Source organism: Pedobacter sp., assembly GCF_041645105.1.
Taxonomy (GTDB): domain Bacteria; phylum Bacteroidota; class Bacteroidia; order Sphingobacteriales; family Sphingobacteriaceae; genus Pedobacter.
On the sequence record NZ_JBAZQQ010000005.1, the window covers coordinates 90003 to 104257 of the forward strand.

Below are 14255 nucleotides of genomic sequence, written 5' to 3' on the forward strand. Positions count from 1 at the left end.
AAAATATGAGTTACGGAAGAATATTTTTAATGTTTATAAGTTGCTTTGTCAGCTTTGTAGCATTGTCGGCATGTAAAAAAGGTGCCGGTAACGAAGGTGGAACAATAGATAAAAATGAGCTGGTAGCCCCTCCAGCTGAACTTATTCAGCAATTGGAAAGCCATGCACAACTATCGTGTTTTACCAATGCTTTTAAGACGTTCAAATTAAGCAGAGAAACATGGGATAAAGGTATTACTATTTTCGCTCCTGAAAATCAGGGAAGTGTTTGCGCTCCACTTTCTACACAGGAACTAAAGAATCATATTGTTTCAGAAATGCTGAATAAAGAACAGCTTTCTCAAAGGACTTCTCTTGCCAGTGTTGGTGGGAAACCGATTCCTGTACGTAGATGGCCGGGAGAAGCGCAAGGTGTTCGACTGAATGGAATAGCTTTAAACGAAACTTCAGCAACCGGAGGAAAGTTTAGGCTTTATGTTGCAGAACGTCCTTTGTTTAGTTTACCTGGAGAAGTTGTCGTTTACAGTGCGCCGTCTAGCCAAAGATATATTGGGAATCCAAGCATTTGTATTTTGAGCAATGGAGATTATCTGGCATCACATGATTTTTTTGGAGCAGGAATAACCTCAGGAGTCTCAAGAATATACCGTTCAATTAATAAAGGATTATCCTGGACACAAATAGCGGAACTACATGGTCAGCAGGTAAGTAATCTGTTTGTTCATAGTGGGAAATTATATATTCTAGGACTAGATAAAACAGGACAGGTAGTTATACGACGGTCAGAAGATAATGGTCTTAGCTGGACAATACCTTCAAATGATCAGACAGGTTTATTACGCACAGGACTTTATCAAACAGCATCCTCAGCGATAGTTGTCCACAATGGACGCATATGGAAAGCTGTAGAACAGGTTACAGGAGCAGCATCTTTATGGGCTAAAGCATTTGAGGCTATGGTAATTTCTGCTCCGATTGGCTCAGATTTATTGAAAGCCTCTAGCTGGACATCCAGTACATCAGTTCCATATAACAGTACATGGTTAAGTGGGCGGTTTGAAGGAATGTTGGAAGGGGGAGCATTGTTGGGTACAGATGGAGTAGTCCGAAATGTTTTAAGAGTACATACTAATATTACAGGGCAGGAATATGCTGCTTTAATTAAAATAAGTGCAGATGGGGCTACCTCAAACTTCAACCCGTCAACAGATTTCTCACTTTTTCCTGGAGGAACTAAAAAGTTCAGTATAAGGTATGACCAACAATCTGGAAAATATTGGTCATTGGTTAATAGCATCGCTCCAGATCAATGGGCATTCACATGGACATCTAAAATAAGGAATACATTAGCATTAATTTCTTCAACTGATCTAAAAGACTGGACAGTAAATAAAATTATTGTCAATCATCCAGATGTAGAAAAACATGGTTTTCAGTATGTAGATTGGGATTTTGATGGCAATGATATCATTATGCTTATCCGTTCATCTTTTGATGATGGAAAAGGTACCCCGAATGATTATCATGATGCCAATTATTTATTCTTTAAAAGAATTAACGCTTTTAGCCAGTACAAAGATAAAAACTATCCTTACGGTCCTTTACAATAGCATAAATAAAAATTGAACATGAAAGTATTAAAATTAAAATCATTTAAATTATCAGCTTTAATCCTGGTAATTGTAATAATTGCAGGTGGTTGTAAAAAGAAAGGCCCATTTGATTATTTTGAAGAAACAACTCCAATAGAGAAAGAACCTCAAGTGCCTGAGGATGATACAAAAAAGACGAAGGATCCTGGTACTAATATTGGAGATTTAGGGCAGGTAGTGTTTACCTACAATGGTGAAACAGTAGTTTATAAAACTGTACGTTTAGGCGACGGTAGTATTTGGTTACAACAGAATATGGGGTCAAAAGCGGTAGCTACAGCTTTCGATGATTTTATGGCCTATGGCGATTTGTTTCAGTCAGGAAGATGGGATGATGGTCATCAAGTGGTTGTAAGAACTAGCAACACAGGGACCACTTTTCCAGTAGGTAGTAGTGCAGGAACTAATACCGTTCTTACACCAAATGATCCAACAGGTTTGGGGCAGGGTATCCCTTTATTTTATCACAACAATGCCCCACGTTGGTGGGCAACTACAGCTCCTGTAACAATTGATGCCTCTAAATCAACAGATGTTACAGCAATTAAGGGGTGTGATCCTTGTAAAGCAATAGGAGAAGGATGGCGTCTTCCTACTCAAACTGAGTTTGTTGCAATCAGAGTAAATGAAAATGGGATTTTAGGAGAGGTTGGTATTAGCGCTGCTTCACCTATGACTAATTCAACTGCATTTGTATCAATATTGAAATTAACTGCAGCTGGAGGTAGAAATGCGTCAGGAGCTACCGGGCCATTGGTTGCTGTAGGAAGTCAGGGACTTTACTGGAGCAGTACAGCTACGACCACTGACAATGGTGCTGCAGGAGCAACATTTTCACTTGGAACTACCACCACTGGCTCAACTGTAGCAGGTGGATATAGAGCATGGGGACGAAGTATAAGATGTTTAAAAAAACTCTGAATAAATAATATTTGAATTACATAAAATCAATACATTGAGAAAGAATAATTTTATGCTACTACGTATATTGTTTATTTATGCCGTTATGATGTCGGCCTATTCTTATGGGCAAAATGTATCTATTGACCCGAAATTACTAAAAGGACAATGGAATGCTCAATGGATAACCTGTCCTAATGTACCCCAAAAAGAATACGGAGTATATCATTTTAGAAAAGGGTTTAGCCTATCAGAAAAACCCGATAAGTTTGTGGTACATCTAACAGGAGATAATCGTTACGAACTATTTGTAAATGGAAAAGCAGTAATAAATGGTCCTGCAAGAGGAGACTTATATCACTGGTATTTCGAGAGTGTAGATATAGCCCCCTTTTTACATAAAGGAGAAAATGTAATAGCTACGGTAGTCTGGAATATGGGAGAATATGCACCAGTAGCACAAATAAGCAATCAAACAGCATTTGTTTTACAGGGCAATACTCAAAAAGAACAAATCGTTAATACAAACAAAACGTGGAAAGTTTTTCATAACAAATCTTATAAACCATGTTCTATAGATAATTCCAAAAGGGTAAGAAATTATATGGTTGTTGGTCCCGGAGACCAGGTTAACGGCGAATTATATCCTTGGGGATGGGAGCGAAATGAATTTGATGATCAAAAATGGCTTTCACCGAAAATTATTGGCAATCCGGTTCCTACAGGTTATGGTACAGATAATTTATGGACTCTGGTCCCAAGAAATATTCCTTTATTTAAAGAAACTCTGCAACGCATTCCTGAAATACGACGTACAAATATTACAGGAATCAGGAGCGATTTTTTAAAAGGAACTCAGCCTCTTCGTATTCCTGCTAACAAAAAAGTTAGCATCTTGTTGGATCAGACTTATAATACTGTTGCCTACCCGGAACTATGGGTAAGTAAAGGCAAGGGAGCTGAAATTAAATTAACTTATGCCGAAGCTTTATACGATAAAGACTTTGTAAAAGGGAATAGAAATATTATAGAAGGAAAAGAGATTGTTGGTAATGATGATATTTTTCTTACTGATGGCGGAGATAACAGAAAATTCAGACCATTGTGGTTTAAAACCTACCGCTATTTGCAGATAGATATTCAGACTAAGGAAGAACCTTTACTTATAAATGATTTTTATGGCATGAAGACAGGCTATCCCTTTAAAATGGAAGCTAGTTTTACCAGCAGTGATAAATCTTTGCAAAATATTTGGGATGTAGCATGGAGAACGCAGTTAATTTGTGCAGGAGAGACTTTTTTTGATACGCCATATTACGAGCAACTTCAATATCCAGGAGATACGCGTTTACAGGCACTCGTTACACTTTATATGAGTGGTGATGATAGATTAATGAGAAAAGCAATACTTGATTTTTATCATTCTAAAACACCAGAAGGAATGCCCCAGGGGCGGTATCCAAGTAATAGGTTACAAGTAATTCCTACTTTTTCCCTTTTCTGGGTCTCTATGATACACGACTATTGGATGCATCGGTCGGATGATGAATTTGTAAAACAGTTTATCTCTTCTATTAGGGATGTACTGGACTGGCATGAAAAAAATATCAATGAAGAAACCAAAATTTTGGGTGCAATGCCTTGGTGGAATTTTATCGATTGGGTTCCAGGATTAGTCAATTCAAGAGGAGGAAGCGAAGCAAATACTGCAATAAGGACTTTACATTATGCCTATACTTTGCAGCAAGCAGCAGCTCTTTTGAAATATTTTAATAAAAATTCAGAAGCAGAACATTATCAAAAACTTGCTTATGATTTAAACGCTGAAACTTATAAGCTAAGTTTTAACAATAACAGAGGATTAATGGCTGATGCGCCAAGTCAGAAAACCTATAGCCAGCATGCAAATATCATGGCTGTAATAAGCGGGGCTGTAAAAGGTAAAGAAGCCCGGGATGTATTAATAAAAACAATTCAGGATACTACAATTTCGCAGGCTTCATTCTACTATCGCTTTTATCTTACCAGAGCCATGAACAAAGTAGGAATAGCAGATTTGTATTATAGTCAGCTTGAACCATGGAGAAAGATGCTGAGTATGGGCCTAACTACTTTTGCCGAGACTCCTGAACCGACACGTTCTGATTCACATGCATGGGCTTCTACACCAAATTATGAATTTTTGGCGACTATATGTGGAATTGTGCCCGCAGAACCGGGATTTAAAAGTGTGATGATAAAACCGGCATTTGGAGATCTGAAAGAAGTAAGAGGAGAGATGCCACATCCTCTGGGTAAAATAAAAGTCTATTTAAAAAGAAAATCAGGTTCGAAAGGTATTTCCGGAGAAGTACATCTTCCAGAAGGACTAACAGGAAAATTTATATGGCAAGATAAAGAACTTGTTATTAAGCCTGGTACTCAAAAAATTAATTTGTAATAAATATTCCATTATTGAAGTGGTAAAGCTCTAATACTAATTGGAATGAGAAAGAATATAACAGTTTTTCTGATCATTATGTGTTTATCTCTTGTGGTCCGAGGACAAAACGTAATTCCTTTGTATCAAGATGAGATTCCTGGTTCGATTCCAGATACTAATTACATTGAAAAAGAAAGGATAGAGAAAGGAGTTGGCAAACTGGTTTCCCAAGTTTCGGTACCAACGTTAACTTTACACTTGCCACAAAATCCAAATGGAATGGCTGTTATTATTTGTCCGGGTGGAGGATATAGTGTATTGCTCATGGAAAGAGAGGGAAATGAAGTAGCAAAGGCTTTTAACAAATTAGGAATCACTGCTTTTGTTCTGAAGTATCGGCTGCCAAACGATAGAATAATGAAGGAAAAATCAATGGCTCCATTGCAGGATGTAATGCAGGCGATGAAAATTGTAAGACAGAATGCCAAAGGATGGAAAATTAATAAAAATAAGATTGGTGTTATGGGGTTTTCAGCTGGAGGGCATCTTGCGGCAACGCTTGCAACACACTATAATGACTCATTGATAGAAAACAAGAAACGCACAAAACTACGCCCTGACTTTATGTTATTGATATACCCCGTAATTAGTTTTCAGGACAGTATTGTGCATAAAGGTTCCAGAAAAAATCTGTTGGGAGAAGAACCTACAAAAAAACAAATTGAATATTTCTCAAACGAAAAGTATGTAAATAAGCATACACCATCAGCATTTATCACGTATGCAAAAGATGATAGTGTAGTGTTGCCAGAAAATAGTATTCATTTTATTGAAGCATTAAAAGTGAATGGCATCTATACTGGGGAAGAAGTTTATGATAAAGGTGGGCACGGTTATTTAAAAGAACCATCATTTGATGATTGGTTTATAGCTTGTGTAAATTGGTTAAAAAATAGATTCTAAAAACGATCAAATGTTATCATTAGAGAATAAAACTGCGGTTATTACCGGAGGAGGAAGTGGTATTGGTAAGGCTATAGCACAATTGTTTGCTAAACAAGGTGCTGAGGTACATATAATTGAAATTAGCCAAGATGCAGGGCAACAAGCTAGAGACGAGATTAAAGAACTAGGTGGTCATGCTACAGTTCATGCTTGTAATGTTGCGGACCAGCAACAAGTGATAAGTGTATTTAATAAAATTGAAACTTTAAATATATTAGTTAACAACGCGGGGATAGCGCATATAGGTAAAGCTGATACAACTGAGGAAATAGATTTTGACAGAGTCATGAATGTAAATGTAAAAGGAGTTTACAATTGCTTGTCTGCTGCAATTCCTAAAATGAAAGTAAGTGGAGGTGGTGTTATTTTAAATATGGCATCTATTGCAGCTCTTGTGGGTATTCCCGATAGGTTTGCTTACAGTACAGCTAAAGGTGCTGTGAAAGCAATGACAATGAGTGTTGCAAAAGACTATTTATCGGATCGAATTCGTTGTAATTCTATTTCTCCAGCCCGTGTACATACGCCATTTGTGGATGGTTTTTTACAGAAAAACTATCCAAATAATGTCGAAGAAATGTTTGAGAAACTGTCAAAAATCCAACCAATTGGCCGAATGGGCTTGCCGATAGAGATTGCCACATTAGCTCTTTATCTCTGTAGCGAGGAGGCTGCTTTTGTGACCGGTTGCGACTATCCTATGGATGGTGGATTTACTACTTTAAACAACTAAAAATACATCATCAGAATTAGAAAACTATTATGAACTTAAATTATAACCAAGCTTATCCTGGCATAGATGATTTACGTAACAAAGCGAAAAGCAGAATTCCTGGCTTTGCCTTTGAATATTTAGATGGTGGCTGTAATGAAGATGTAAATTTACATCGTAATACTACTGAATTAAGAGATGTGCGGCTAAAGCCCTTTTATTTGGGAAGTTATGCTGGAGTAGATACAAGTAAAACCTTATTTGGTAAAACCTATGCGGCACCTTTTGGCATAGCTCCTGTAGGTTTGCAAGGGTTAATTTGGCCTAATTCTCCAAGTATATTGGCAAATGCCGCCAAGGAGCATAATGTGCCTTTTATACTCAGTACTGTAACAACATCTGCTATAGAAGATATAGCTAAAATTACTGATGGTGATTTCTGGTATCAGCTTTACCATCCGGCAGAAGAAAAACTAAGAGATAGTATCCTAGGCCGATTAAAAGATGTGGAATGTGACGTTTTGGTAGTTTTGGCCGACGTACCAACATTTGGATTTAGGCCACGAGATATTCGCAATGGATTGGCAATGCCACCGCGAATGACGCTTAAGAATATGCTTCAAGTAATTAGTAGACCCAGTTGGGCAATAAATACCTTAATTCACGGTACACCCTCATTTGCGACAATGAAACCTTATCTGCCCAATCGAATGGATATGAAACAGCTTGGAGCATTTATGGATAGAACATTTTCGGGACGTTTAAATAGAGAGCGTATTGCTGCTATTAGAGAACAATGGAAAGGGAAACTGATAATTAAAGGGATTACTAGTAGCGAAGATGCTCAGTTAGCAGTTGATTTAGGATTAGATGGCATTATCGTATCAAATCATGGTGGTAGACAATTGGATTCTGCGGAATCTTCTGTAAAATCACTGTCGGACCTTTTATTGTTCAAGAATAAATTAGCGGTTATGATGGATAGCGGTATTAGATCTGGTGCAGACATTGCAAGAGCTCTTGCTGTAGGGGCAGATTTCACTTTTTTAGGTCGAACATTCATGTACAGCACAGCGGCTTTGGGAGACGAAGGCGGACAACATGCTATGGCTATTCTAAAACGACAATTAACACAAGTAATGGAACAAATTTGTTGTCCGAATATAAATGAGTTTCCCAAACATTTGATTTCTTAGAATATAGGATTATTTTAATCATGCTCAGTTCTTACCTAAGGAAGCGAAAAAAAATAGAGAATATTTATTGAAATCCGATTAGTAGGAAATGAATATAGTAGTGAAAACCATATCTTTATTACCAACCGTAAATAATCTTTTATAATAGCTGTTGTTAATATCAATCTGGTAATGATGAAATTTGTTAGAAGCCCACTCGCTCATCTTGTTATTGTGGCATTCTTATGCAGTTCCTGCTCATTAAGCAAAAAAGTGCAGATAAGTGAGTATGCCGGACTGATCAGTTGCCACCAGCAGAGGACATTGGATGCGGGAAGACAGAAGCCTCGTCCTATTCATGAACTGAAGATTGATACCGCCCTTATAAATCATTTTGGTTTTGCCAGTTTGAACATTGCCAATGCTTTTGGTTTTCTTGACCTCTTGCAAAAGTTTGCGAAAGCTAAGGAGGACTATCAAGTATCGCCTGTTATAGAAAACAGATTAAGGAAAATTGAAATGGCAATGAAGCTTTCAGAGCGCATTAACCTCGCTTCATTGGAAATCTCTTCCTTTGCATCAGAGTTGGATTGTGAAGAGGAACGAATTACGCAAGTAGCAGATTTTTTAAAGGGAAAGGAAAAGCAACGGGAAACACGTCTCACTGTTGCAGCTATTGGAATTGGCGCAATTGGTGGGGTAGCTTCAGGATTCTTATCATCAAATGATAATGCTGGCCACAGTGGGGACTATGTAGGCATAGGGACTGGTATAGCAGAAGCTATATTGGGTGTTCTTATTTTAAAGAATAGCAAAATGACGGAATTACAACACCCTCGTAATGCTTTAAAAGATATATGGTATGGGCAAGATACCTCTGCTATTTTTCCCCCTTCAGTTTGGTACTACATAACTTATAAAAATCCGTCTAAACCTAATGAACTTTCATTAAGAGAAAAAATAATTGAAAGGTGGAAAGGTTTTAATCAGGTGTCGGTTGATAATATAGAAGAGATGAATAAGTTTAAATTACAGTATCTTCAGGATAAAGGTGTTTATGGTACCGATGATCTCTATAATCGTGCTAAAATGTACGACCAGATCGAATCTTATGTCAAAATGATAAAGCAAGATTTAACGACGCTATCTCTTGAATTGGGAGATCATAGTGATATCTGATAGGAGAATCACTTCCTTATTTCCATATCATCCAGTCCCCATACTGCCATTGCATTCAGAACAGGCTGTAGCTTAGCGCCTGCAGGTGTTAGTGAATAAGTAACAAAAGGAGGGACAACGGGTTCTGCAGTTCTAAGCACAAGGTCGTCTTCCTGCAGTTGTTTTAGATGCTGGATTAGCATTTTTTCTGTGATATTAGGTATTGAACGCTTTAATTCGCTATAACGCTTTGGGCCAATTGCAAGCTGATATAAAATAATGGGCTTCCAATGTCCGCCAATCTTGTTCATTACATAGGTGATAGGACAAAAAGTGGCAGAATTTTTCTTATTAAAATTACGGGTAGAGTTTTCTTTAATCGCTGTCATTGGCACATACTTTGGGGTAAGTACTTGTTTAAAAGTAAGTACAAATATACCTTTGTATTCAATAACTTAAAATATATAATCATGAATTTTACAATAACAGGATCACTCGGAAATATTAGTAAACCATTAGCTGAGATTTTAATAGCAGCCGGTCATCAGGTGACTATCATTAGCAGCAATGAAGCTAAGAAAAAAACAATCGAAGAGCTGGGAGCCACCGCTGCAATTGGCTCAGTTGAAGATGTAGCTTTTTTAACTAAAGCTTTTTCAGGTAAAGATGCCATCTATACGATGGTTCCACCAAATTTTGGTGCATCGGATATCAGAGGATTTATTTCAAATGTTGGTAAAAAATATGCAGAAGCTATTGAAGCTGCCGGTGTTAAGCAGGTAGTCAATTTAAGTAGTATCGGAGCGGATTTAGATGGAGGTACAGGACCAATTGCAGGTTTGCATGATGTGGAACAAATCTATAGTAAGATTGAAGGTGTAGCAGTTAAGAATCTTCGCCCGGCATATTTCTATGTTAATTTCTTAGGAAATGTTGATATGGTTAAACATGCAGGTATTTTAGGCTCAAATTATGGAGCTGATACTCCTTTAGTATTGGTACATCCAAATGACATTGCAGCTGTAGCAGCAGAAGAATTACAGCAAACATTTACAGGTAAGAGTATACGCTATATTGTAAGCGATGAAAGTACTGGAAGAAATGTGGCTAGTGTATTGGGGGCTGCTATTGATAAACCTGAACTTCCATGGGTAGAGTTTAGTGATGAAGATGCTTTACAGGGTATGATGCAGGCTGGTCTACCTGAACCAATGGCTAAAAGTTATGTGGAAATGGGTGATGCAATGAGAAGTAGAAAATTATACGAACACTATTTTAATAATAAGCCATCATCCTTCGGAAAAACAAAGTTAGAGGATTTTGCAAAGGAGTTTGCACAAGTATATCAAGCATAATAAGCTATAGTATTATTTATAGTTAGATCTGCTTACTAATTTCGCGATATCTTTTACCCAAATTTTTCGCCCTTCAGTTCTTATAATTTCTTCAGATTTGAATTCCTTTAATAGACGGATGACATTTTCTTTTGCAAGACCAGCCATATTTGCGAGGTCACTACGAGAGATATTAATTATTGTTTCTTCTCCTTCAGGAGTTTCAATCTTTGATTTCTCACGGATGAGGATCAAGGCTATGGCTAGTCTTTCTGCTGCGGTTCCTTGTGAGAATATTGATATGCTGTTTGCAAGTACACTATACTCATGACTGAGGGCCTTTAAAAGGCGGTTAGCAAAGGCTGGGGATTGGTGTAAAATGCTTAAGAAATCTTCTTTTGGGATAAATGTGAGCACACTTTCTTCTAAAGTAGCGGCAGAATCAGGATAACGTTCCTGAGACAAAACCGCATGATAGCCAATAAGTTCATTCTTATTGGCTACATATATGATTTGTTCTTTACCCGCCAGGCCGATTTTGTATTTTTTTATTTTACCCTTATGGATAAAGTATATACCCGATGGGACCATTCCCTCTTTGAAAATGACTTCTCCTTTTTGATATTTTTGCACCCCCTGTTTACTGATTAAAAAGGTATAGTCATCTTCAGAAAGGGCATTGAGGATGGATTGTGTATTAAAGTTCCATTGATCAATCGGGAAAATATCAGATAAGCTCATCGGGTATATATGTACTATTAAAGCACAGATTCTTCTTTTGCTACTGAGCGAAGGCATATAAGCGCATAGCGCATACAACTCCACTGGGTACTATTTACAGAAAGAGGTGATAAGTCCTCAAGTTTATCTTCCAGGGCTTTAATCCGCTCATTTTGTGAGAATTCAGAATCAGTCATCGGATCTGCCCAATTTGAAATTGCAGTTTCTACTTGTTCGTAATTTTTCATTTCGCTAATTTTTTCAAGGATAGCGGAAACATGCTTGTCTAAGGTCATGGTATTTCTATTAAAAAATTGTTTTATCGTTTAATCCACATTTTAAGTTGCTGGTCAAAATCTGTATCTTCAAGATTGTAGCAGATTGGGATTTCATTTTCACTTACATGATAAGTGGTCAGTCTTGTCCCAGCAGATTTTTCTTCCAGTATTTTATACAGATAATTTGCATAATAATTATAAAGGCTGGCCGAATGTTGGATTGTATTATCAATCTTGCCGAAAGAATACAGATTTTCAGCAAAGGAGTTATAGAAGTAAATACCTGTATAAGCATTCAGGTTTAATTCTGTAAAATCTCCATAAATAAAATGAACATTGTTAAGGCCAGATATTTCTTTTGAGTACTCCGCAGTTGTATGTAGGTTCATACGTTGCTCAATGCCATGAAATTCTGAATCAGGGCAGTAATGTGCAGCAGCCAGGCAGAATTTACCAACACCGCTACCTATGTCTATGACTTTGCAGCCAGGATTTGGTGCAAGAAAGCTTGCTGCTCTCTTAACCACAGAAAGAGGAGACCAATGCACTTTGGATAATTTTCTTATCCTCGGAGAAAAAAGCTCATCAAATGAATCATCGTTCTGATAGCTTAGAGAGCCTAAAGAATCTATATTCATGATTTCAATACTGACCTGATTTTACAAGTTATTATTCAGGGACAAAGTTATACTTTTTTCTGTATTGAGGTATGGTATAGTGTCAGCTCAAAAGCTGATATTTATCAGTTTTTACACTATTTAAACACGATTTTGGATGATGTAATGTGTAAGAAGTCTGGCATCCAAATGGGGTGCTAATGAACGCCAGCCTTGTCCATGTTATTTTAAAGCGCTGGTATTTAGTTCTTTCATAAAGGATTCTAATTCGCTTAAACTATATCCGTTGCCATCCAAACTTATAGAATACCTGTCTTTGTAAAGATACTTAATAGATGAACTAACAGATTCATCACGTTTGGTGTCTTCTGTTAAAGTACGGATTCCGTTGATTTCAGTAGTCTTAGTCTTAGTATCAGCATTTTCCGATTCGGTATTCATACTTAATGATAAGGCTAATAAAGAAACCATAGCACTTCCGGTCTCTCCCGCACCATCCATGATCCCAACTTTAATTGATTTAATATCATCGCCATATTCTGCTTCAATAGAACTTAAGCCCCCAACAGCAGATAAGCCTCCTGCATTATAACTTTTTCTTTTTAATCCATTTAGTGTTTCTGGGACAACTGCTTTCAGTTCATCGTTGGTTAAAGGTGTAAGTCCTTTTAATTTGTTGGTTATCTCCTCAACTTTATTTGCAGAGCTGGCAATTTTACTGAGATTGCTGACTTTATCTAGTACACCGCTGGTTTCCGAATTTTGCTCTTCCTTGTTCGAGTTTCCGCAAGAAAGCATGAATAATGCTATACCTGCAATCATTGTTTTTTTAAGCATGACTTATGATTTAAGTTTGCTCGAAAATAATGAATATATATTATACCTGAGGATAGTAATATGTTAAGAATACATTTATTTTGCTCTAAATATTACTATGGCTTTACTCCGGCCTTACTAGGGGGTTACTAGGGCCTTTCTAGGGCTAATTGACCTAGAAAGGCCCTAGTAGTGCTTAAGTAATCCTGTAGTAATGATTAATCAAATATTAACCCTGATAAAATGCTTTCAAATAATTATGCATACGGAGGGCTTATTTTCTTAAACCATATGTAATAGCAACTATTAGCATTAATGCACCTATAAAAGCAAAAGCAATATTTAGAGAAAATTGATAGGCTATAAAACCAAGTAATGCAGGACCTGCCAGTTGACCAGCATACCCCATTGTACTGATTGCTGGTATTGCTATTGTTGCCGGAACGTTTTTAATTCGTCCACCCTCACTAAAGAAAACAGGAACAATGTTGGCTGCTCCAATTCCAAGAAGTACAAAACCAAAAAGCGATGTTGCTATCCAGGGAGTGAGAATGGCTAGAAAAATACCTGAAGCAGCAACGATAGAACCACCGACGACTACTGTTTTTTCGTTTAAATGGGATACAATTTTATCACCCAGTAAGCGCATTGTTGCCATAGCGATAGAGAAAGCTGCATATCCTATACCAGCCATTTCTGGATTAATACCTTTGTTTTCATCGAGAAAAACAGCACTCCAATCTAACATAGCTCCTTCAGATAGAAAAACAGAGAAACACATCAAACCCAAAAAGATGATGCTGCCTTTTAGCCAGGAAATTCCTTTCAGTTTAACTTGTTCTGTTTCATTAGAAAATTTTCTGATGAGTTCCTTTTCGGTATGAACATCAAAAAGAAACTGATAGTTCCAGGAAACAATAGCAATTAATAAAATAGCGATACTTATCGCTGCGGCAATTGGACTCAATCCTAATTTCATTAGAAAGCCAAGTCCTAATGCTCCAAATAAACCGCCAACACTAAATAGGCCATGAAGCGATGACATAATTGGCTTTTCTGAGCTGTTTTGTACCTGAACGCCATGTGCGTTCATGGCTACATCTACAGTACCAACAGCGCCTCCAAATATAAACAGTGCTAATCCCATCCAAATCGGAGAACTGATTAATAAAAGTAAGGGAAGCGTAAGTGCCATTATTATTGCCGAGTATCTGATTACAATGCGAGTTCCATAACGATGGGCAAGTATTCCACTAACAGGCATCATAGCAATAGCTCCTGCACCAAGTAATAAAAGTAAAAGGCCCAGGTCAGCATTATTAAGACTTAAACGATCTTTTGCATAAGGAACCATCGGTGCCCAACTGGAAATTCCCAGTCCGCATACTAAAAAAATAGCTTTTGTAGCTTTCCTTGCTTTAATTGTTTGTAATAGCATTGGTCTTTAATTCTGATTTGTTGCAAAA

14 protein-coding genes are annotated in these 14255 nt (G+C 37.3%); 8 read left to right on the forward strand and 6 right to left on the reverse strand.

Annotated features, from left to right (window positions below):
- Window positions 1-5 precede the first annotated feature (5 nt).
- The 7 genes from WC623_RS16295 to WC623_RS16325 all read left to right on the forward strand — a co-directional run bounded on the left by WC623_RS16295 (window position 6) and on the right by WC623_RS16325 (window position 9045).
- Window positions 6-1610: an exo-alpha-sialidase gene (locus tag WC623_RS16295; protein WP_372852988.1), complete on the forward strand. Its 1605-nt coding sequence runs from the start codon at window positions 6-8 to the stop codon at window positions 1608-1610.
- An 18-nt stretch (window positions 1611-1628) separates the two neighbouring features.
- On the forward strand, window positions 1629-2573 hold the full coding sequence (locus tag WC623_RS16300) for a hypothetical protein (protein WP_372852990.1): 945 nt from the start codon (window positions 1629-1631) through the stop codon (window positions 2571-2573).
- A gap of 34 nt (window positions 2574-2607) precedes the next feature.
- Window positions 2608-4992 (forward strand): family 78 glycoside hydrolase catalytic domain, encoded by a 2385-nt coding sequence (locus WC623_RS16305; protein WP_372852992.1) that lies wholly within the window; start codon window positions 2608-2610, stop codon window positions 4990-4992.
- Between the two features lie 45 nt (window positions 4993-5037).
- Complete coding sequence (locus WC623_RS16310; RefSeq protein ID WP_372852994.1) at window positions 5038-5937, forward strand: alpha/beta hydrolase; 900 nt, start codon at window positions 5038-5040, stop codon at window positions 5935-5937.
- Window positions 5938-5947: 10 nt separating this feature from the next.
- Window positions 5948-6712 carry an SDR family NAD(P)-dependent oxidoreductase gene (locus WC623_RS16315; protein WP_372852996.1) on the forward strand — a complete coding sequence of 255 codons (765 nt, stop codon included), beginning with the start codon at window positions 5948-5950 and terminating at the stop codon, window positions 6710-6712.
- 29 nt (window positions 6713-6741) lie between these two features.
- Complete coding sequence (locus tag WC623_RS16320; protein WP_372852998.1) at window positions 6742-7887, forward strand: alpha-hydroxy-acid oxidizing protein; 1146 nt, start codon at window positions 6742-6744, stop codon at window positions 7885-7887.
- Between the two features lie 171 nt (window positions 7888-8058).
- On the forward strand, window positions 8059-9045 hold the full coding sequence (locus WC623_RS16325) for a hypothetical protein (protein ID WP_372853000.1): 987 nt from the start codon (window positions 8059-8061) through the stop codon (window positions 9043-9045).
- A gap of 8 nt (window positions 9046-9053) precedes the next feature.
- Here the strand turns inward: WC623_RS16325 and WC623_RS16330 are convergent, their stop codons facing one another.
- A complete protein-coding gene (locus WC623_RS16330; protein WP_372853002.1) occupies window positions 9054-9413 on the reverse strand; it encodes a winged helix-turn-helix transcriptional regulator in 360 nt (119 codons plus the stop codon).
- 81 nt (window positions 9414-9494) lie between these two features.
- On the opposite strand from WC623_RS16330, the gene WC623_RS16335 reads away from it, so the two are divergent.
- The gene (locus WC623_RS16335; protein ID WP_372853004.1) at window positions 9495-10379 is read left to right on the forward strand and encodes an NAD(P)H-binding protein; all 885 of its coding nucleotides are present in this window, start codon (window positions 9495-9497) and stop codon (window positions 10377-10379) included.
- A gap of 12 nt (window positions 10380-10391) precedes the next feature.
- On the opposite strand, the gene WC623_RS16340 is transcribed toward WC623_RS16335, so the two are convergent.
- The 5 genes from WC623_RS16340 to WC623_RS16360 all read right to left on the reverse strand — a co-directional run bounded on the left by WC623_RS16340 (window position 10392) and on the right by WC623_RS16360 (window position 14227).
- Window positions 10392-11099 (reverse strand): Crp/Fnr family transcriptional regulator, encoded by a 708-nt coding sequence (locus WC623_RS16340; RefSeq protein WP_372853006.1) that lies wholly within the window; start codon window positions 11097-11099, stop codon window positions 10392-10394.
- Window positions 11100-11116: 17 nt separating this feature from the next.
- Complete coding sequence (locus tag WC623_RS16345; protein WP_372853008.1) at window positions 11117-11374, reverse strand: hypothetical protein; 258 nt, start codon at window positions 11372-11374, stop codon at window positions 11117-11119.
- Window positions 11375-11397: 23 nt separating this feature from the next.
- Entirely contained in the window at window positions 11398-11994 is a 597-nt protein-coding gene (locus WC623_RS16350; protein ID WP_372853010.1) for a methyltransferase domain-containing protein, read from the reverse strand.
- Window positions 11995-12195: 201 nt separating this feature from the next.
- Window positions 12196-12810 carry a hypothetical protein gene (locus WC623_RS16355; protein WP_372853012.1) on the reverse strand — a complete coding sequence of 205 codons (615 nt, stop codon included), beginning with the start codon at window positions 12808-12810 and terminating at the stop codon, window positions 12196-12198.
- A gap of 253 nt (window positions 12811-13063) precedes the next feature.
- Window positions 13064-14227 carry an MFS transporter gene (locus WC623_RS16360; protein ID WP_372853014.1) on the reverse strand — a complete coding sequence of 388 codons (1164 nt, stop codon included), beginning with the start codon at window positions 14225-14227 and terminating at the stop codon, window positions 13064-13066.
- Window positions 14228-14255: the final 28 nt, after the last annotated feature.